17 protein-coding genes are annotated in these 16,014 nt (G+C 76.4%); 8 read left to right on the forward strand and 9 right to left on the reverse strand.

Features of this window, described 5'->3' with window-relative positions:
* Positions 1-52: 52 nt before the first annotated feature.
* Together AC07D6_RS12700 and AC07D6_RS12705 are read right to left on the reverse strand one after the other, a co-directional pair.
* On the reverse strand, positions 53-2,191 hold the full coding sequence (locus tag AC07D6_RS12700; RefSeq protein ID WP_479043774.1) for a phage holin family protein: 2,139 nt from the start codon (positions 2,189-2,191) through the stop codon (positions 53-55).
* A 100-nt stretch (positions 2,192-2,291) separates the two neighbouring features.
* The gene (locus AC07D6_RS12705; protein ID WP_479043776.1) at positions 2,292-2,696 is read right to left on the reverse strand and encodes a hypothetical protein; all 405 of its coding nucleotides are present in this window, start codon (positions 2,694-2,696) and stop codon (positions 2,292-2,294) included.
* Between the two features lie 59 nt (positions 2,697-2,755).
* Here AC07D6_RS12705 and AC07D6_RS12710 point away from each other — a divergent pair, with 59 nt between their 5' ends.
* Positions 2,756-3,523 carry an MBL fold metallo-hydrolase gene (locus tag AC07D6_RS12710; protein ID WP_315877741.1) on the forward strand — a complete coding sequence of 256 codons (768 nt, stop codon included), beginning with the start codon at positions 2,756-2,758 and terminating at the stop codon, positions 3,521-3,523.
* A complete protein-coding gene (locus tag AC07D6_RS12715; protein WP_479043779.1) occupies positions 3,520-4,158 on the forward strand; it encodes a DedA family protein in 639 nt (212 codons plus the stop codon). The genes AC07D6_RS12710 and AC07D6_RS12715 overlap by 4 nt, the downstream gene beginning before the upstream one ends.
* Positions 4,159-4,167: 9 nt before the next feature.
* Here the strand turns inward: AC07D6_RS12715 and AC07D6_RS12720 are convergent, their stop codons facing one another.
* The 3 genes from AC07D6_RS12720 to AC07D6_RS12730 are packed head-to-tail and all read right to left on the reverse strand — an operon-like array spanning position 4,168 to position 7,264.
* Positions 4,168-5,202: an MBL fold metallo-hydrolase gene (locus AC07D6_RS12720; RefSeq protein ID WP_479043783.1), complete on the reverse strand. Its 1,035-nt coding sequence runs from the start codon at positions 5,200-5,202 to the stop codon at positions 4,168-4,170.
* Positions 5,199-6,458 carry an aminotransferase class I/II-fold pyridoxal phosphate-dependent enzyme gene (locus AC07D6_RS12725; RefSeq protein WP_479043785.1) on the reverse strand — a complete coding sequence of 420 codons (1,260 nt, stop codon included), beginning with the start codon at positions 6,456-6,458 and terminating at the stop codon, positions 5,199-5,201. The genes AC07D6_RS12720 and AC07D6_RS12725 overlap by 4 nt, the downstream gene beginning before the upstream one ends.
* 56 nt (positions 6,459-6,514) lie before the next feature.
* The gene (locus tag AC07D6_RS12730) at positions 6,515-7,264 is read right to left on the reverse strand and encodes an ANTAR domain-containing response regulator (protein WP_479043787.1); all 750 of its coding nucleotides are present in this window, start codon (positions 7,262-7,264) and stop codon (positions 6,515-6,517) included.
* 203 nt (positions 7,265-7,467) lie between these two features.
* Here AC07D6_RS12730 and AC07D6_RS12735 point away from each other — a divergent pair, with 203 nt between their 5' ends.
* Positions 7,468-8,730 (forward strand): PAS domain-containing protein, encoded by a 1,263-nt coding sequence (locus AC07D6_RS12735; protein WP_479043789.1) that lies wholly within the window; start codon positions 7,468-7,470, stop codon positions 8,728-8,730.
* Positions 8,731-8,816: 86 nt separating this feature from the next.
* Here the strand turns inward: AC07D6_RS12735 and AC07D6_RS12740 are convergent, their stop codons facing one another.
* Positions 8,817-9,608, reverse strand: coding sequence for an RNA polymerase sigma factor SigF (locus AC07D6_RS12740; protein ID WP_315877747.1), 792 nt, complete (start codon positions 9,606-9,608; stop codon positions 8,817-8,819).
* 474 nt (positions 9,609-10,082) lie between these two features.
* Positions 10,083-10,277: a hypothetical protein gene (locus AC07D6_RS12745; protein ID WP_479043792.1), complete on the reverse strand. Its 195-nt coding sequence runs from the start codon at positions 10,275-10,277 to the stop codon at positions 10,083-10,085.
* Positions 10,278-10,429: 152 nt separating this feature from the next.
* Between AC07D6_RS12745 and AC07D6_RS12750 the strand changes: the two genes are divergently transcribed.
* From AC07D6_RS12750 to AC07D6_RS12760, 3 genes are read left to right on the forward strand one after another with little or no spacing between them, the layout of a single operon-like run.
* Entirely contained in the window at positions 10,430-10,792 is a 363-nt protein-coding gene (locus tag AC07D6_RS12750) for a DUF2795 domain-containing protein (protein ID WP_315877749.1), read from the forward strand.
* Between the two features lie 33 nt (positions 10,793-10,825).
* A complete protein-coding gene (locus tag AC07D6_RS12755; RefSeq protein ID WP_315877750.1) occupies positions 10,826-11,254 on the forward strand; it encodes a CBS domain-containing protein in 429 nt (142 codons plus the stop codon).
* 25 nt (positions 11,255-11,279) lie between these two features.
* Entirely contained in the window at positions 11,280-11,819 is a 540-nt protein-coding gene (locus AC07D6_RS12760) for a type 1 glutamine amidotransferase domain-containing protein (RefSeq protein WP_315877751.1), read from the forward strand.
* An 86-nt stretch (positions 11,820-11,905) separates the two neighbouring features.
* Here the strand turns inward: AC07D6_RS12760 and AC07D6_RS12765 are convergent, their stop codons facing one another.
* The gene (locus AC07D6_RS12765) at positions 11,906-12,481 is read right to left on the reverse strand and encodes a TIGR03086 family metal-binding protein (RefSeq protein WP_479043796.1); all 576 of its coding nucleotides are present in this window, start codon (positions 12,479-12,481) and stop codon (positions 11,906-11,908) included.
* Between the two features lie 133 nt (positions 12,482-12,614).
* Between AC07D6_RS12765 and AC07D6_RS12770 the strand changes: the two genes are divergently transcribed.
* Together AC07D6_RS12770 and AC07D6_RS12775 are read left to right on the forward strand one after the other, a co-directional pair.
* Entirely contained in the window at positions 12,615-13,778 is a 1,164-nt protein-coding gene (locus AC07D6_RS12770) for a baeRF2 domain-containing protein (protein ID WP_479043799.1), read from the forward strand.
* Between the two features lie 136 nt (positions 13,779-13,914).
* Complete coding sequence (locus AC07D6_RS12775; protein WP_479043802.1) at positions 13,915-14,085, forward strand: hydrophobic protein; 171 nt, start codon at positions 13,915-13,917, stop codon at positions 14,083-14,085.
* 87 nt (positions 14,086-14,172) lie between these two features.
* On the opposite strand, the gene AC07D6_RS12780 is transcribed toward AC07D6_RS12775, so the two are convergent.
* Positions 14,173-16,014 (reverse strand): transketolase, encoded by a 1,842-nt coding sequence (locus AC07D6_RS12780; RefSeq protein ID WP_479043805.1) that lies wholly within the window; start codon positions 16,012-16,014, stop codon positions 14,173-14,175.

Here is a 16,014-nt window from a genome sequence, read left to right on the forward strand (position 1 = left end):
TTCTCCGTACAAACGTTCCTCATGCTGGCGTACGGCGAAACAGCGCTCCAAATCACCCTTTTTTGTCCGGTGCGAGACCCTCCACAACCGGAAATGCTTCGTCCGCTTGTGGGGCTGACGGCGATTCCTGCGGGGAGGCGGCCGACGTCCCGGGACGCCCCCCGGCACGCTCCTCCGGACGGCGCCCCTCCTCCAGCCAGCGCCGCAGCACCCGGTGCACGGCCTCCGCGCCCACCAGCGCCCCGCCCTCCCCGACGGGCGCCGACAGCTCGCGCGGCCACAGCAGGAACGCCTCGGACTGGCCGCCGCCGAGCCCGCCGTGCGAACCCACCTGGTCCTCGAAGGCGTGGACCCGTCCGGTCCCCGGGTCGTACATCGAGTTGACCATGATGTCCGCGACGTGCGGGAACCCGTCGGTGCGCCGGATCGCGTCGGCGGCGCCCGGCCCGAACGCGGCGAGCGGCCCCGACGCGTCGGTCAGCTCGGCGACCGGCGCCTCGAACCCGTCCGCGCCGAGCACCACCGACCCGTGCCGCTCGGAACGCACCAGGACGAAGCCGATGCCGGGGTGCCCGGCGAGGGTCCGCAGCAGCCCCGGGTAGCGGTGGTCGATCTCCTCGCGCGACATCCGGTGCGGCACGTCGGGGAAGGACACGAGCCCCAGGTTCCCGGAGGCCAGCACCACCGGGCCCGCGCCGCGCGCCGGGCGCTCCTCGCGCCGCTCCCCCTCGCCCGGCCGGTGCAGCGCGCTGCGCAGCGCGCCCCGGGCCTCCGCGCCGCCGGCGCCGCGCCGGGCCCTCCGGGCCCGCCGGGAGACCGGCAGGCCGCAGCCCACCCGCACGAGGTCGCGGAGCGTCAGCCCGTACGCGCTCTCGAAGGTCTCGCCGAAGCTCTGGCCGTGGTCCGAGAGCAGGACGATCCGGTACGGGCGCGGGGCGTGCCCGGCGACCTTCGCGATCAGCCCGACGCACCGGTCGAGGCTCTCCAGGACCTTCGCCGCGTCCCCGCTGCGCGGCCCCGAGTGGTGGGCGACCTCGTCGTACGCCACGAGGTCGGCGTACACGGCCGTCCGCCCGGCCAGCACGTCGCCCATCACGGCCGCGACCACCACGTCCCGCTCCACGACCGTCGCGAAGGCCCGGACGAACGGGTACAGGCCGCCGCGCGGCACGCGCGGCCGGTCGCCCCGCAGCCGGGCGGCGAGCGACTGGCCGACCTCCCGGAAGACCTCCGCGACGAACGCCATCGCGGTGCGGGTGGCGTTGGCCGGGTCCCGGAAGTAGGCGAAGTACCCGGCGCGGGAGCGGGTGCCGGGACCGCGGCGGCCGGAGACCGACAGCACCAGGGCGAGCTGGTCGGCGCCGCCGCCGAAGAGGTTGCCCCGGCTGGCCCCGTCGTCGGCCAGGAGCCCCGGGTCGCCGGTGCGGGCGGCGGCGCGGCGCTGGAGTTCGGCGGCGCCGGCGGGCCGGTTGCTCACCATGAGGCGGCCGGTGTCCTTCTCGTACCAGCGGAACGCGGGCACGTCGTGGTTGGTGCCGTGCAGCAGGGCGAGCTGGCTGGCGCCGGTCTGGCTGGACCAGTCGGTGCGCCACGGGGTGAGCCGGTGCGTGGTCCGCTCCCAGGCGGCGAGCGTCGGCATCAGCCCGGCGTCGAGGGCGTCGCGCAGCACCCGGTGGCCGACGCCGTCGAGCTGCAGGAAGACCGTGCCGGGCGCGGCGCCGGGCGCGGGGGCGGCGCCGCGCCCGGCGAGTCGGTACAGGCGCCGCCGGTAGGCGTCGTCGTCGCGGACGGCGAGGGCGGTGGAGGTCGCGGACGCCACCGCGGACATGACGGCGGCCACGACGACGGCGTTCTCCGGGTCGGACTCGCCGCGCCCGTCGGGGATCAGCCAGAGCGCGACCAGCAGCAGCGATCCGTTGAGGAAGAACACGAGCACGCCGAGAACGAGCGCCGGGACGAGCAGCAGCGCCCGTACGACGAAGGGCCACACCAACGCGCCGAGCAGGCCGAACGCGCCGGCGCCCCAGGCGGCCGTGACGGCCGTCCGGGTGACGCTGTCGCCGTCGTCGGACTGGAGCTGGAAGTCGGGCAGCGCCCCGGCCAGGACGAGCAGGGTGAGCGTCGACACGGCCCACACCACGACGACCCGCAGGGCGGCGCGACCCGCCGACCTCCACCGTCCGACGACCACGCCATCCGCCTTTCGCCCGTCTCCGTCCGGGGCTCCAGCGTGGCACACCGCACCGGGGCGGCGGCCGGCCGGCGGATCGGGGCGGCGGACGGCGGGCGGGTCAGCAGCCGTCGTAGCCGGCGGTGGGCATGGACAGCCGGCGGTGCACGCGGGCCTTCGTCTCCGCGTCGTACGAGGGCTCGTCGAGACCGGCGGTCTCCAGGCGCACGCCGCGCCGCGCGCACTCGGCGGAGAAGTCCCGCGCCGACGTCAGGGCCCGCTCCAGGACGCGCTCGTTGGGCGCGACGAACAGGTCGACGGCGCCCTCCTCGACGTCCGCCCACAGCGTGCGGTGGTCGGGGCGCAGCCCGTAGAAGAGGAGCTGGCGGCTGACGACGTAGCCCTTGTCGGCCGCCCACCGTTCGCACATCGCGTGCTGGCTGCGCGTGTCGACCAGGAACGGGTCGCTGTCGAGTTCCTCGAGCGGCGTCAGGCTGGCGATCGCCGCCACGCGTACGTCGTCCATGGGCCGACCCTACTCCCGATGGAGCCCGCCGGAGGAGGCCGGCGCTCTACGCTCTTGGCATGGAGGTCACCTGGTGGGGACACGCCACCTGCACGGTCGAGGACTCCGGTGTGCGGGTGCTGACGGACCCGCTGTTCGTGCGGCGGCTGGCGCACCTGCGCAGGCGCCGGGGCGCGCTGCCGCCGCCCGAGGCGGCGGTGGCCGACCTGGTGCTCGTGTCGCACCTGCACGCCGACCACCTGCACCTGCCGTCGCTGGCCCGGCTCGCGCCCGGTACGCGGCTGGTGGTGCCGCGCGGCGCGCCCCGGGCGGTGCCCGGGCTGCGGCGGCTGGCGGGGCTGCGGGTCACCGAGGTCGGCGCCGGCGACGAGGTGAAGGCGGGGCCGGTGGTGGTGCGGGCGGTGCCGGCCGCGCACGACGGGCGGCGGCTGCCGGTGGGGCCGCACCGCTCCCCCGCGCTCGGGTACGTGATCCGGGGGGCGGCGCGCACGTACTTCGCGGGGGACACGGGGCTGTTCGACGGGATGGCCGCCGCGGTCGGCGAGGTCGACGTGGCGCTCCTCCCGGTCGGCGGGTGGGGCCCGTTCCTGGGCCACGGGCACCTGGACGCGGGGCGCGCCGCGCAGGCCCTGGCCGCGCTGGCCCCCCGGGCGGCGGTGCCGGTGCACTACGGCACGTACTGGCCGATCGGGATGGACGCGGTGCGGCCGCACGAGTTCCACGCGCCGGGCGGCGAGTTCGCCCGGCTGGCGGCGCGGCTGGCGCCCGGTGTCGCGGTGCACCTGCCCGGGCACGGGGAGCGCGTGCGGCCGGGGACGGCGTGGTGATCGCGGAGCTGGTCGGCCAGCTCCCCCCGGAGGGGACGCAGCGGGCGATCGGCTACCCGTCGCTGTTCCTGCTGGTCGCGCTGGGCGCGCTGGTGCCGGTCGTGCCGACGGGGGCGGTCGTCAGTTCGGCGGGGGTCGTGGCGTTCCACCAGAGCACGCCGTTCGCGTCGCTGTCCGTCTTCCTGGTGGCCGCGGCGGCGGCGCTCGCGGGGGACGCGGCGCTGTACTGGCTGGGGCGGCGCGGGGTCACGTCGCGGGGCGGGTCGCGGTGGCTGGCGGCGCTGCGGGCCCGTGCGGCGCCGGACCGGCTGGAGCGGGCCCAGGAGAAGCTGCGGCGGCACCGGGTGCCGGTGCTGGTGCTGTCCCGGCTGGTGCCGGCGGGGCGGATCCCGGTGATGCTGGCGTGCCTGCTGGCCCGGATGCCGCCGGCCCGGTTCGTGCGGGGCGACGTGCCGGCGGTGCTGGCGTGGACGGCGACGTACCAGCTGATCGGGGTGGCGGGCGGGTCGCTGTTCCCGCGGCCCTGGCAGGGCGTGGCGGCGGCGGTGGCGCTGGCACTGCTGGTGGGCGCCGTGCCGGGGGCGTGGCGGCGGGTGCGGCGGGGGTGGCGGACGGGCCCCGGCCCCGGCGGGTGAGGGGCGCCCTCACCCCAGGACGCGGGACTCGCCGATCGCCAGGTCCCAGAGGCGGTCGCGGGGCAGGCCCGCGGACTCCCAGGCGGCGTGGAGGCGGGTCAGGGGCTCCATGACCGGTTCGGAGGACAGGACGAAGGTCGCCCAGTGCATCGGGGCCATGACGCGGGCGCCGAGGTCCTGGAAGGCGCGAACGGCCTCCTCCGGGTCGGTGTGGACGTCGCCGAGCCACCAGCGGGGGGCGTACGCGCCGATGGGCATCAGCGCCAGGTCGATGTCGGGGTGGCGGTCGGCGATGCGGCGGAACCAGTGGCCGTAGCCGGTGTCGCCGGCGAAGTACACGCGCCGCCGGCGGCGGTCACCGATGACCCAGCCGCCCCACAGGGAGCGGCAGGTGTCGGTGAGGGACCGCTTGGACCAGTGGTGGGCCGGGACGAAGTCGAAGCGGACGCCGCGCAGCTCGGCCGACTCCCACCAGTCGAGCTCGGTGACGGTGGTGAAGCGGCGGCGGCGGAACCAGCGGCCGAGTCCGGCGGGGACGAACAGCGGCGTGGTGCGCGGGAGCCTGCGCAGGGTGGGCGCGTCCAGGTGGTCGTAGTGGTTGTGGCTGATGACGACCGCGTCGACGGGCGGCAGGTCCTCCCAGCGGACGCCGACGGGGGTGACGCGGGCCGGGGTGCCGAGGATGCGGCGGGACCACACGGGGTCGGTGAGGACGGTGAGGCCGCCGACGCGGACGATCCAACTGGCGTGGCCCACCCAGGTGACGGCCACCGTGTCCGGGTCGGCGGGGGGCAGCGGGCCGGGGGCGAACGGCAGCCTCGGGACGTCGCGCAGGCCGTCGCTGCCGGGGCGTACGGCCGCGGAGCCCTCGCGGGCCAGGCGGGCGAAGGCGCGCACGCCGGGCAGCGGCGCGGTGAGGCGGCCGGCGAAGGATCGGGGCCAGACGCGGGTCTCGCCCAGCGGCCGGGGCGCCGTCCGGGGGTCCGGCCCGCGCTCGGGGTGCGCGGCGGGGGCGGTGAGGTCGGTGGGCGTCCCGTCCGTCATCTGCGGGCTCCTCCAGCGGTTCCGGTGCGGTCCGTGCGCGCGGTGGCGTCGCCGAGCGCGGCCGACAGGGCCTCGAGGGCCTCTGTCACGTGCGGCAGGTCCAGGGGGTCGCCGGCGTCGAGGGCCTCCAGCCGTTCGGCCGGGGTGGCGCCCAGCAGCGGGGTGGTGGCCAGGCGGACGCGCAGGGCGCCGGGTTCGTCGCCGAAGCGGTGGCCGCCGGGGACGGGGACGCCCAGCCGCGCGCTCAGGTGGTCCTCCAGTTCGATGGAGTCGGTGACGCCTCGCGCGGCGAGGGGGCCGCGGAGCGGGCCGAGGTCCGCGTACAGGTGGCGGCCGGCCTCGGGCGGCAGGGCGAGGGCCCCGGCCGCGAGCACCCGGCGGTGGGCCTCGGCGGCCACGCGGGCGTGCAGGGCGGTCGCGGCGGCGTTCCGCGCGGTGACGGCCTCCGGCTCGTCCAGGGCGTGGGCGACGGCCGCGGCCAGCGGGCCGGGCAGGTCGGCGCCGAGCGCGGTGAGCACGTCGAGGGCGCGGGCGCGGTGGGCGGCGCCGGGGGCGCCGGTGGGGAAGCGGGCGACGGCTGCGGGCCAGGAGGCGGGGACGACCGCGCCGGCGAGGTCGCACAGGACGGTGACGTCGTCGGGGCACATCTCGGCGGGGCTGACGAAGACCGTGTCGTGCGGCCGGTGCACGGTGTCCCGCCAGGTCTCGTCGCTGACGACGTGCAGCCCCTCCCCGACGGCCGCCTCGCACGCCTCGCGGACGAGTTCGGGCGGGGCGACGGTGCCGGTGGGGTCGTCGGCGACGCTGAGCAGCAGGACGGCGGGACGACCGCCCTCCGCGCGCACCCGCCGTACGGTCTCCAGGAGCGCGTACGGATCGGGGACGCCGCCGCACTCGGCGGGGGTCGGCACGTGGAAGGCGGTCCGGCCCAGGAGGCGGGCCTGCGGGGCCCAGGAGAGCGGGCAGGGCCGCGGCACCAGCACGTCGCCGCCGTGCGCGGCGAGCAGCGCGGTCAGCAGCGGCCCGGTGCCGGGCGAGGCGGCGAGGTCCCCGGGGTGGCAGCGCAGGCCGCGCCGCGTCCAGTAGCCGCAGGCCGCCTCGCGCAGGAGGGGGCCGCCGCCGGGGGGTTCGGGGTCGGGCCGGGAGGCGGCGCCGGCCAGCAGCTCGGCGAGCTCCCCGACCACGGGCAGGCCGGTGTCGGGGGCGGGCGGGGCGTGGCGCACCTGCCCGTGCCCGTGGGCGGAGCTGCGCGTCACCACGGCCTCCCGTACGTCTGCGGACCCGGACCCTTCATACGGAGTTATACGGAGGTTCACGCGGGTTCGCCGTTCGGGAAGCGGGGGGCCGGCGGCGGGGCCAGCCGGGCCAGCTCCTTCTCCAGGCCCCGGCCGCGGGTCCGCACGATCTGCGCGGCCACGTCGGCGAGCTTGCGGTTGGTGAGCTGGGAGACGCGCCGCAGCACGGCGTACGCCTCCTCGACGCCGCAGCCCAGCACGTGCATGACGATGCCGCCGGCCTGGTCGATGACGGGCCGGGAGCGCAGCGCGGTCTCCAGCTGGCCGACCTCGGTGAGGGCGGCGCGGTAGCGGCGGTCGCGGACGAGGCCCGCGGTGGCCTCCTCGCCGAGGACGGCGGCGGGGCCGCGCGCGGCGTTGGCCAGGGAGCCGGGGCGGAAGCCGTACAGGTTGAGGGTGACGAGGACGCCGGCGCGGTGGAACGGCAGGGTGACGCTGGAGCGCACGCCGGCGCCGAGGGCGGCGGCGCGGTAGGCGGGCCACCGGTCGTCGTGGAGCAGGTCCGCGGCGATGACGGGCTCGCCGCTGTCGAGCGCCGTCCTGATGGGCCCGTCGCCGGAGTCGAGCTGGACGCCGACGAGGGCGGCGAGGTCCGGGTGCGTGGCGGTGGTGCGGCGCTCGCCCCGCTCCCGCTCGTCGTCGTCGCCGAGGGTGGCGACCGCGCCGCAGCAGGCCGGGACGGAGCGGACGCACTGCTCGGCGAGCTGCTGGAGTCGGCGTACGGCGAACGCCGAGTCGGTTCCTTCGTACTCGGGCTCGATCAGCATGGGGCGGCGTCTCCTTCCGGGGTGCGGTTGCCCGCTGCGCGCGGGGCGAAACGGCGCGGGGCCGGGGGGCGTGCGCGCGGTTACCGTGCTGATATGCGGACGACGGGGCATACGGGCGGAGGGCGCGCGCGGGTGTGCGCGCCGGAGGGAGGTGCTGGAGTGGGATCCGGGGTGGACACGCCGGGCGGAGCGGGGGCCCGGGGATGAGCGAGACCGGCGCGTTCGGCGAGGACCTCGCCGACTTCGTCCGGCGGGTGGCGGAGCTGCGCAGTGCGCGCGCCCTGCCGCCGGAGGAGCAGCGGGGCGTGCTGGACGCCGCCCTGTTCGAGCTCCAGCACGCGGCGGAGACGCTGTGGCCCCGGTACGAGCGGCTGGCGGCGCGCGCCCCGGAGGGCACGTCGGCGGAGCGGCAGGAGCGCCAGCTGCTGAAGACGGTGTTCCAGCGGCTGCCGCTGCCGGTGGTGCTGATCGACCGGGACACGGTGGTCCGGCGGATGAACCTGGCCGCGACGACGCTCACCGGCGTCCGGGCCGGGTACGCGACGGGCCGTCCCCTGTCCGCGCTGCTCACTCCGGGCGACCGGGCGCCGTTCCGCACGCAGGCCGCCGCCACCGCACGCGGGGAGGGCGGGCGGAGCCTGACGGTGCGGCTCCAGCAGCGGCCGAAGGAGCCGGTGCGGGCCACGCTCGCCGCGCTGATCCTTCCGGGGGAACCGCAGCAGACCGTCGTGGCCGTCCTCCAGCCGGGCGTCGCCGGCACCGGGCCGACCGGGCCCGCCGGGGTCGGGCGGCGCTCCTCCGCGGCGGACGCGTCCCTCCCCGCGGCGGCTCCGGCCGGGGCGCGGGGGCGGGCCCGGCGGCTGGGGAGCGTGCCGAACCTGGCCGAGGCCACCGAGCGGGCCGGGACGCTGGACCTGGTCGACGCCGTCGCGACGACCCTGCTGCGCACCGCTCCGGGGGACGCGCGGGGCGCCCTGGTGGCGGCGGCGCGGGTGCTGCACGACCGGTTCGCGGACTGGGTGATCGCCGACCTCACGGCGGGCGGCCTCGGCGCGGGCGGGCCCGCCGGGCCGGTTCGCCGCGCGGTGGTCCTGGGGCCGCCGGACGACGACACGCTGGCGAAGGTGCTCGCCGGGCAGGACCCGGCGGACTGCCCCCTGGTCGCGGAGGTCGCGGCGGGCGGATCGGCGTCCTTGCAGGTACGCCCCGAGGACGCGCTGGCGCTCGGTACGGACGCCGACGGGGCGGCCGTGCTGGTGCGCGCCGAGGCCAGCTCGCTGCTGTGCCTGCCGGTCGTCGGCGACGCCGCGACGGGCGGTGCGGGCGGGCCGGAGGTGTTGGGCGTGCTGACCCTGCTGCGCACCCGGGCCCGGCGGGCGTTCTCGATGGCGGAGGCGCAGGCCGCGGACGTGCTGTCCCGCCACGTCGGGCTGGCCATGCGCCGCCCGGGCCCGCCCGCCCCCTAGCGGTCGGCGCGGCCGGGGGGAGCGCGGCGGGCGCCGGGGTCTTCCGGCCGGTGCGCGGCCGGGCGCGGGCGACGGCACCGGCGGGCCTACGCGGCGTCCCGCATGATGTCCTCGCGCAGCCGGGTGCAGCAGCGGCTGATGAGGCGGCTGACGTGCATCTGGGAGATGCCGAGGTCCTCGGCGATGCTGCTCTGGGTCATGTCGCGGAAGAACCGCATGTAGAGGATCTTCTGCTCGCGTTCCGGCAGCGTGCGGAGCTTCGGCTTGACGGCCTCGCGGTCGACGACCACGTCGAGGGCCGGGTCGGGTCCGCCGAGCGCGTCGACGAGGGTGTAGCCGTCCTCGGTGCCGGGCAGTTCGGCGTCGAGCGACAGGGCGGTGAAGCTGTCGAGGGCTTCGAGGCCGGCGACGGCCTCCTCCTCCGTCATCCCCGCCTTCTCGGCTATCTCCGCGACCGTGGGGGCACGGCCGCCGACCGAGTGGGAGAGCTCCTGGTAGGCCACGCGGACCCGGCCGCGCAGGTCCTGGACGCGGCGCGGCACGTGCAGGGTCCACATGTGGTCCCGGAAGTGCCGCTTGATCTCGCCGGTGATGGTGGGCACGGCGAAGCTCTCGAAGGCCGCGCCGCGTGAGGGGTCGTACCGGTCGACCGCCTTGACCAGGCCGAGCGCGGCGACCTGCTTGAGGTCCTCCAGCGCCTCGCCCCTGTTGCGGAACCGGCCGGCCAGCCGGTCCGCCATCGGCAGCCAGGCGCGCACGATGTCCTGGCGCACGCGGTCCCGTTCCTCGCCGGGCGGCAGCGCCGCCAGACGCTGGAACGCCTCGGCGGTGTCGGGCGCGTCATCGTGCGGATGCTTCGTGTGAGCGAGCGTAGGCATGTGGTTCTCAGCTCCCTGAACGGCGCTGACGGTTGGCTGTCACCCCGGGGAAGCTCCGCCCGGACCGGACGCGGACACGCACGTCCGGAGCGGCGATCCGCTCCCACGGACGTGCCTCCGGTCCGAAGCACGAGATGCGCCTGCCCGGGGCCCGCGGTGGCAAACGCCTTGAACCCACTCTCCGGGCGACCGCCCGGAACGGCTTGCGCAAAGCCGGGTCCGCGCGGCGGAATCCCCTGGTCCCACCGGTGGGCCGGAGATGCGCGGCACGGTATATCCGCAGATCCGGCACGCCGGCCCGGAACGCGGCGGGCGGGCGCCGCGCGGTGGGCGCCGCAGGGCACGGCGTTACTCCGTTCGGGTGAAGGGGGCCTTTCCGGAGCCCGGCTCCGGCTCCGGCTCTGGCTCCGGCTCCGGGGGGATCCTCTGGCTCCCCGGGCGGCGGCCGTGCCCCTCCGCCCCGCCCGCCGGGCCTCACGCCAGGGGCGCCTCTCCCCCTTCGACGGCCGCTTCGACGGCCGCTTCGACGGCCGTGCTCCCCTTCACCTCGCCCGCCGGGTCGGCGGGGTCGGCGGGCAGGACCAGGTCCTCGTAGCCCGACATCGCCATGACCACCGCGAGCAGCGCGGGCGGCAGCAGCAAGGCGATCAGTACGGCCATCACGTCCATCGCCCCGTCCCTCCGTCCGGGCCCAGTCGGCCGCAGCGGCGAGTCCCCCCGCCCCTCGTGCCCAAACCGGCGGGCGGCGTACGCCGGGGTTTGCCTCGGCCGCGTCGGGTACCCGCCCGGCGACCGACACACGCGGCACCTGGGAGGGCGCCATGCAGCGAGGCAGCGACCGGCTCAGCCGGCGTCAGGACGACGCGATGAAGCACCAGCTCGAAGGGCTGCTCCGGTCCGGCCATTCCACCCGGACGGAGGAGTGGCACGACCCCGAACCGGTGGCTGACGACGACCCGGAGCTGGCCTACGGGCGCGTACCGGGCGACACGTTCGAGGCGCTGCGCCTGGAACTGGCCCGGCACCTGGCCCGCACCCCGTTCCCGGCGCACCGGGGGGACCTGTTGCGCGTCCTGCGGGAGCGGCACGCCCCCGATCCGCTCACGGAACGTGTGGAGGACCTTCCCGGTGACCGCACGTACCGCAGCGTGCAGGACGTGGCAGTCGCCCTGCACCGCAGGTGACGGCGAGGGGCGACGGAGGGAGTGACGGCAGCCGTGGCACAGCTCGTGAGAGAGGTCATGACGGCGGGCGTCGCCGCCGTCCGCCCCGACGCCTCGCTGGTCGAGGCGGCCCAGCTGATGCGGGCGCAGGACATCGGCGACGTGCTCGTCGCCGACGGGGACCTGCTCGTCGGGGTGGTGACGGACCGGGACATCACCGTACGGGCGGTCGCCGAGGGCGCCGACCCGCTGACCGTGAACGCCGAGACCGTGTGCACCCCGGACCCCGTGTGCGTGGGGCCGGACGACGAGGTCGCGACCGCCGTGCGGCTGATGCGGCGGCACGCCGTGCGGCGGCTGCCGGTGGTCGAGGACGGCCGGCCGCTCGGCGTGGTCAGCCTCGGGGACCTGGCGATCTCGCAGGACCCGGGGTCGGTCCTCGCGGACATCAGCAGGGCGGAACCGAACACCGACACCGCATGAGGAACATGAGGAAGGGGAGCTCATCGTGCGCATCGCGTTTCTCATCGCGCCCGAGGGCGTCGAACAGGTCGAGTTCACCGAGCCGTGGCAGGCGGTGACCGACGCCGGGGACTCCCCCGAGCTCGTCTCGACGGAGCCCGGGGAGATCCAGGCCTTCAACCACCTGGACAAGGCCGACACGTTCCCCGTCGACCGGACGGTCGACGAGGTGTCACCGGACGAGTACGACGCGCTGGTCCTGCCGGGCGGCGTCGCCAACCCCGACGCGCTCCGCATGGACGAGAAGGCCGTCGCCTTCGTCCGCGGCTTCTTCGAGGCCGGCAAGCCGGTCGCGTCGATCTGTCACGGGCCGTGGACCCTCGTCGAGGCGGACGTCCTGCGCGGGCGGCGGCTCACGTCGTGGCCGAGCCTGAAGACGGACGTCCGCAACGCGGGCGGCGAGTGGGTCGACGAGGAGGTCGTCGTCTCCGGCGACGGGGCCGGCACCCTGGTCACCAGCCGCAAGCCGGACGACCTGCCGGCGTTCTGCTCGACGCTGGTCGAGGAGTTCCACAAGGCCGCCTGACCGCTCGTGGCCGCGCGCCGCGTTTTCCGGACCGGACCGGATCCGGCCGGAGCGGCGCGCGGCCCCGCACCGCCGCCGTCCCCGTCTCAGGGGCGGCGGCCCAGCATGTTCAGGAGCTTCGTCTGCGCGTCGGCGCCGGACGCCGCCGGCACCGGGTCGGCGAAGAGCCCCGAGGAGGGCAGGGAGTCGGCGTACGGGGAGAACTCCTGGAGGGCGAAGTCCACCAGCGGCAGCGGGATCCGCTCGTCGGCGCCGATCGCCCGCGACAGGTCCCAGGCGTGGACCACCGCGTCCGCCGTCATCTGGGAGCAGTAGGCGGTGGCCGCCGTGTCGCCGGACGACAGGTTCACCGTGCGGTCCAGGGCGCCCTCCTCGCGGAAGGCGTCCCGTGCCCCCGCCGCGGCGCGGTCCCACGCGCCGACCGGGTCGTCGCCGAGGACGTCCCCGTCGTACGTGTCGCCGACCTCCGCGACGGTCCGCCCGTCGCGCACCAGGTCGACGACCCACAGTTGCTCGCCGGTCAGGTGGTTGACCAGGTCGCGGACGGACCACTCGCTGCACGGTGTGGGCGCGTCCCACTGGTCCCCCCGGATCGCGTGGACGCGCGACGAGAACAGGTCGAGCGCCTGCGCGTGCCGGTCGAGGAGCGGGCTGCCGGACATGGGTCACCTCCGCGTGTGTCGGGCTTCCACTCTGTGCGGGGACGCCGGTCCACGCGACAGCAGCACGCCCGTGTGGCGTCCGAACGCACGGGTACTCGCCCGAAACGGACATTCCGGCCTCTGGGAGGGAGCCATGCAACTCGCCTTTCTGACCAGTCTCTACGACCGTCCGGGCCCCTGGGCCAGCGTGTACCTCGATACGTCGCGGATGGACGAGTCCGCCCAGTGGCGGCAGGAGCTCATGGCGCGCAACGCCTGCGAGGAACTCGCCGCCCAGGGCTGCGACGAGGCGACCGTGCGGGCCGTCCACGAGGTGCTGGCCGAATGGCCGCGCCCCGCGGGGGAGGCCGGGCGCGCGGTGTTCGCCACGCACGGCGAGGTCGTCCTGGACCCGCCGCTGGCCGTACGGCCGCTCGCGCCCACCCAGGTGTTCTGGTCGGCGCTCCCCCGGCTCGGGCCGCTGCTGGACCTGGCGGCGCAGGAGCCCGTGTGCCTGGTCGCGTACATCGACCGGATCGGCGCCGACCTGGAGCTGCGCAGCCCCATCGGGGCGATGCCGGCCGGGCAGGTGCAGGGTCGGGACTGGCCGGTGCGCCGCACGTCGAGCAACACCTGGTCCGAACGCCACTTCCAGCTCAGCGTGGAGAACACCTGGGAGGAGAACGCCCAGAAGATCGCCGACGCGATCGCGGATTCCGTGCCGGAGCTCGGCGTCGACGTGGTCGTCCTGGCGGGCGACGTGCGCGAGCGGCGCTCGGTGCACGAGCGGCTGCCCGCCGCCCTGACGGCGGACGTGGTCGAGAGCGAGCACGGCGGCCGGGCCGCCGGCGCGGGGCGGGAGCGGCTCGACGAGGACGTGCGGGCCGCCAAGGAGGCGTTCTTGCGGCGTACCGCCGAGGCGGAGCTGGACCGGTTCCGAGCGGCCCGCGCCCCCGAAGGCGCGAGCGCGGCCGGGGCGAGCGCGGCCGAGGGGGTGCCCGCGCTGGTCCAGGCGGCGCGCGAGCACCGGATCGCGGAGCTGCTGATCCGCCCCGAGGGGCCCGACGCGCACCGCCAGGTGTGGGTGGGCGCCCGGCCGGACCAGGTCGCGGTGCGGCGTACGGAGACGCAGTACCTGGGCGACACCGAGCCGCTGCCCGCGCGGGCGGACGACGCGCTGCTGCGGTCGGCACTGGCGACCGGCGCGGACGTGCTGCGCGTACGGCCGGAGATCGACGACGACCTGCCGGTCGGCGGACTCGGCGCGCTGCTGCGCTGGCCGTACGACGAGAAGGAGACCGAGGCGGCCACCATGTGAGCCGGCCGCCCGGCCGCCGTCACCGGCGGCCGGGAGCGGGGCACAGGACAGGGGCGCCCGTCGACCCTCCTCGCGGACGGGCGCCTCCGCCGTGTACGGGGGCGGTCGCGGGGCATCCGGGGTGCGGAGGTGCATCATGGTTCCCGTTCTGCTGGTTCTGTTGCTGGCGGTCCTTCTGTTCGGCGTCGGGTTCGCCTGGAAGGTCCTGTGGTGGGTCGCGCTGGCGGTCCTCGTCGTCTGGCTCCTCGGCTTCTTCATGCGGGGGACGGCGGCGGGCGGCGGGCGGTCCCGCTGGTACAGGTGGTAGGGAGGGGGAGACGCGGGAGGGCGCCGGCGGCCTCGTGCCGCCGGCGCCCCCTTTCGCCGTTCTCCGCGCCTTCCGCCGCCGCGCGGCTCAGGCGACCACCCGCTCGACGAGGAGCTTCACCGCGGCGGCGATGGACTCGGCGTCGATGCCCGCCGCGTGCAGCTGTTCCTGCGGGGAGGCCGAGGTGGGCATGTTCCGCACGGCCAGCCGGGCCATCCGGGGCGCGGGGCGGCCGTCCGAGAAGACCTCGGCGACGGCGTCGCCCAGGCCGCCCTCCGGGTGGTGGTCCTCGACGGTCAGCAGGCACCCGGTCTGCGCGGCGGCCTCGTTGAGCGTGTCGGCGTCGACGGGCTTGACCGAGTACAGGTCGACGACGCGGACGGGGATGCCGTCGCGCTCCAGCACGTCGGCGGCCTTGAGGGCCTCGTGGACCGTGACGCCGGCCGCGACGATCGTGGCCTTGTCCCCGTCGTGGCGGCGCAGCACCTTGCTGCCGCCGACCGGGAACTCCTCGTCGGGCCCGTACAGGACGGGCAGGTCGCCGCGCGTGGTGCGCAGGTAGCGGATGCCGTCGAGGTCGGCCATGGCGGCGACGAGGCGGGCCGTCTGGTTGGCGTCGCACGGGTAGAGGACGGTGCTGCCGTGGACCGACCGGAGCATCGCCAGGTCCTCCAGGCCCATCTGGGACGGGCCGTCCGGGCCGATGGCGACGCCGGCGTGCGAGCCGACGAGGTTGATGCCGGCGCGGCTGACGGCGGCCATGCGGATGAAGTCGTGGGCCCGGGTGAGGAAGGCGGCGAACGTCGACGCGTACGGCACGTAGCCGCGCGCGGCCAGTCCGACCGCGGCGGCGACCAGTTGCTGTTCGGCGATGTAGCACTCGAAGTACCGGTCGGGGTGGGCCTTGGCGAAGAACTCCGTCCGCGTCGAGTCGCTCACCTCCGCGTCGAGGGCGACGACCCGGCCGCGGGCCGAGCCGACCGCTTCGAGCGCGTGCCCGTACGCGGTGCGGGTGGCGACCTCGTCGCCCGTGTCGAACCGGGGCAGCTCGGGCTCGGTGTCCCGCGGGACGGCCGGCGGCTCGCCGTCCGGCGGGGCCTGCACCCGGACGCGGATGTTGCGTACGCCGCCGAGTTCGGCGATCGCCGTCCCGGCGTCCGGCAGGGGCTTGCCGTGCAGGCCCTCGCGGTCCTCGACGGCCTCGACGCCGCGGCCCTTGTGGGTGCGGGCGAGGATCGCGGTGGGCTGCCGGGTGGTGGAGCGGGCCTCCGCGAAGGCCGCGTCGACGGCCCGCACGTCGTGACCGTCGACCTCGACGACGTGCCAGCCGAAGGCGTGGAGGCGGCGCGCGTAGGCGTCCAGGTCGTGTTCGTGGCGGGTGGGGCCGCGCTGGCCCAGCCGGTTGACGTCCACGACGAGGGTGAGGTTGTCGAGGTGGTTGTACGCGGCGTGCTCGACGGCCTCCCAGACCGAGCCCTCCGCCATCTCGCTGTCGCCGGACAGGACGTACACGCGGTACGGGAGCCGGTCGAGGCGTTGCCCGGCGAGGGCCATGCCGACGGCGACGGGCAGGCCCTGGCCCAGGGAGCCGGTCGCCACGTCCACCCAGGGCAGCCGGGGCGTGGGGTGGCCCTCCAGGCGGCTGCCGAGGGTGCGGTAGGTCAGGAGCTCGTCCTCGTCGATGGCGCCCGCGGCCCGGTACAGGGCGTACAGCAGGGGCGAGGCGTGGCCCTTGGAGAGGACGAGCCGGTCGTTGGAGGGGTGGTCGGGGCGGTCGAAGTCGTAGCGCAGGTGGTGCGCGAGCAGGACGGCCGCGATGTCGGCGGCCGACATGGAGGAGGTGGGGTGGCCGGAGCCCGCCGCGTCCGACGCGCGTACCGCGTCGGCGCGCAACTGCTGGGCGAGTTCGGTGAGTTCTTCGAGTTCCAT

It is taken from the genome of Streptomyces sp. NPDC045287 (genome assembly GCF_056432325.1).

Coding starts and splice junctions, on each gene's coding strand:
- AC07D6_RS12705 (WP_479043776.1), bottom strand. CDS start 2,696: ATGGACGACGTACGCGTGGCGGCGATCGCCAGCCTGACGCCGCTCGAG.
- AC07D6_RS12710 (WP_315877741.1), top strand. CDS start 2,756: ATGGAGGTCACCTGGTGGGGACACGCCACCTGCACGGTCGAGGACTCC.
- AC07D6_RS12720 (WP_479043783.1), bottom strand. CDS start 5,202: ATGACGGACGGGACGCCCACCGACCTCACCGCCCCCGCCGCGCACCCC.
- AC07D6_RS12730 (WP_479043787.1), bottom strand. CDS start 7,264: ATGCTGATCGAGCCCGAGTACGAAGGAACCGACTCGGCGTTCGCCGTA.
- AC07D6_RS12735 (WP_479043789.1), top strand. CDS start 7,468: ATGAGCGAGACCGGCGCGTTCGGCGAGGACCTCGCCGACTTCGTCCGG.
- AC07D6_RS12740 (WP_315877747.1), bottom strand. CDS start 9,608: ATGCCTACGCTCGCTCACACGAAGCATCCGCACGATGACGCGCCCGAC.
- AC07D6_RS12745 (WP_479043792.1), bottom strand. CDS start 10,277: ATGGACGTGATGGCCGTACTGATCGCCTTGCTGCTGCCGCCCGCGCTG.
- AC07D6_RS12750 (WP_315877749.1), top strand. CDS start 10,430: ATGCAGCGAGGCAGCGACCGGCTCAGCCGGCGTCAGGACGACGCGATG.
- AC07D6_RS12765 (WP_479043796.1), bottom strand. CDS start 12,481: ATGTCCGGCAGCCCGCTCCTCGACCGGCACGCGCAGGCGCTCGACCTG.
- AC07D6_RS12770 (WP_479043799.1), top strand. CDS start 12,615: ATGCAACTCGCCTTTCTGACCAGTCTCTACGACCGTCCGGGCCCCTGG.
- AC07D6_RS12775 (WP_479043802.1), top strand. CDS start 13,915: ATGGTTCCCGTTCTGCTGGTTCTGTTGCTGGCGGTCCTTCTGTTCGGC.
- AC07D6_RS12780 (WP_479043805.1), bottom strand. CDS start 16,014: ATGGAACTCGAAGAACTCACCGAACTCGCCCAGCAGTTGCGCGCCGAC.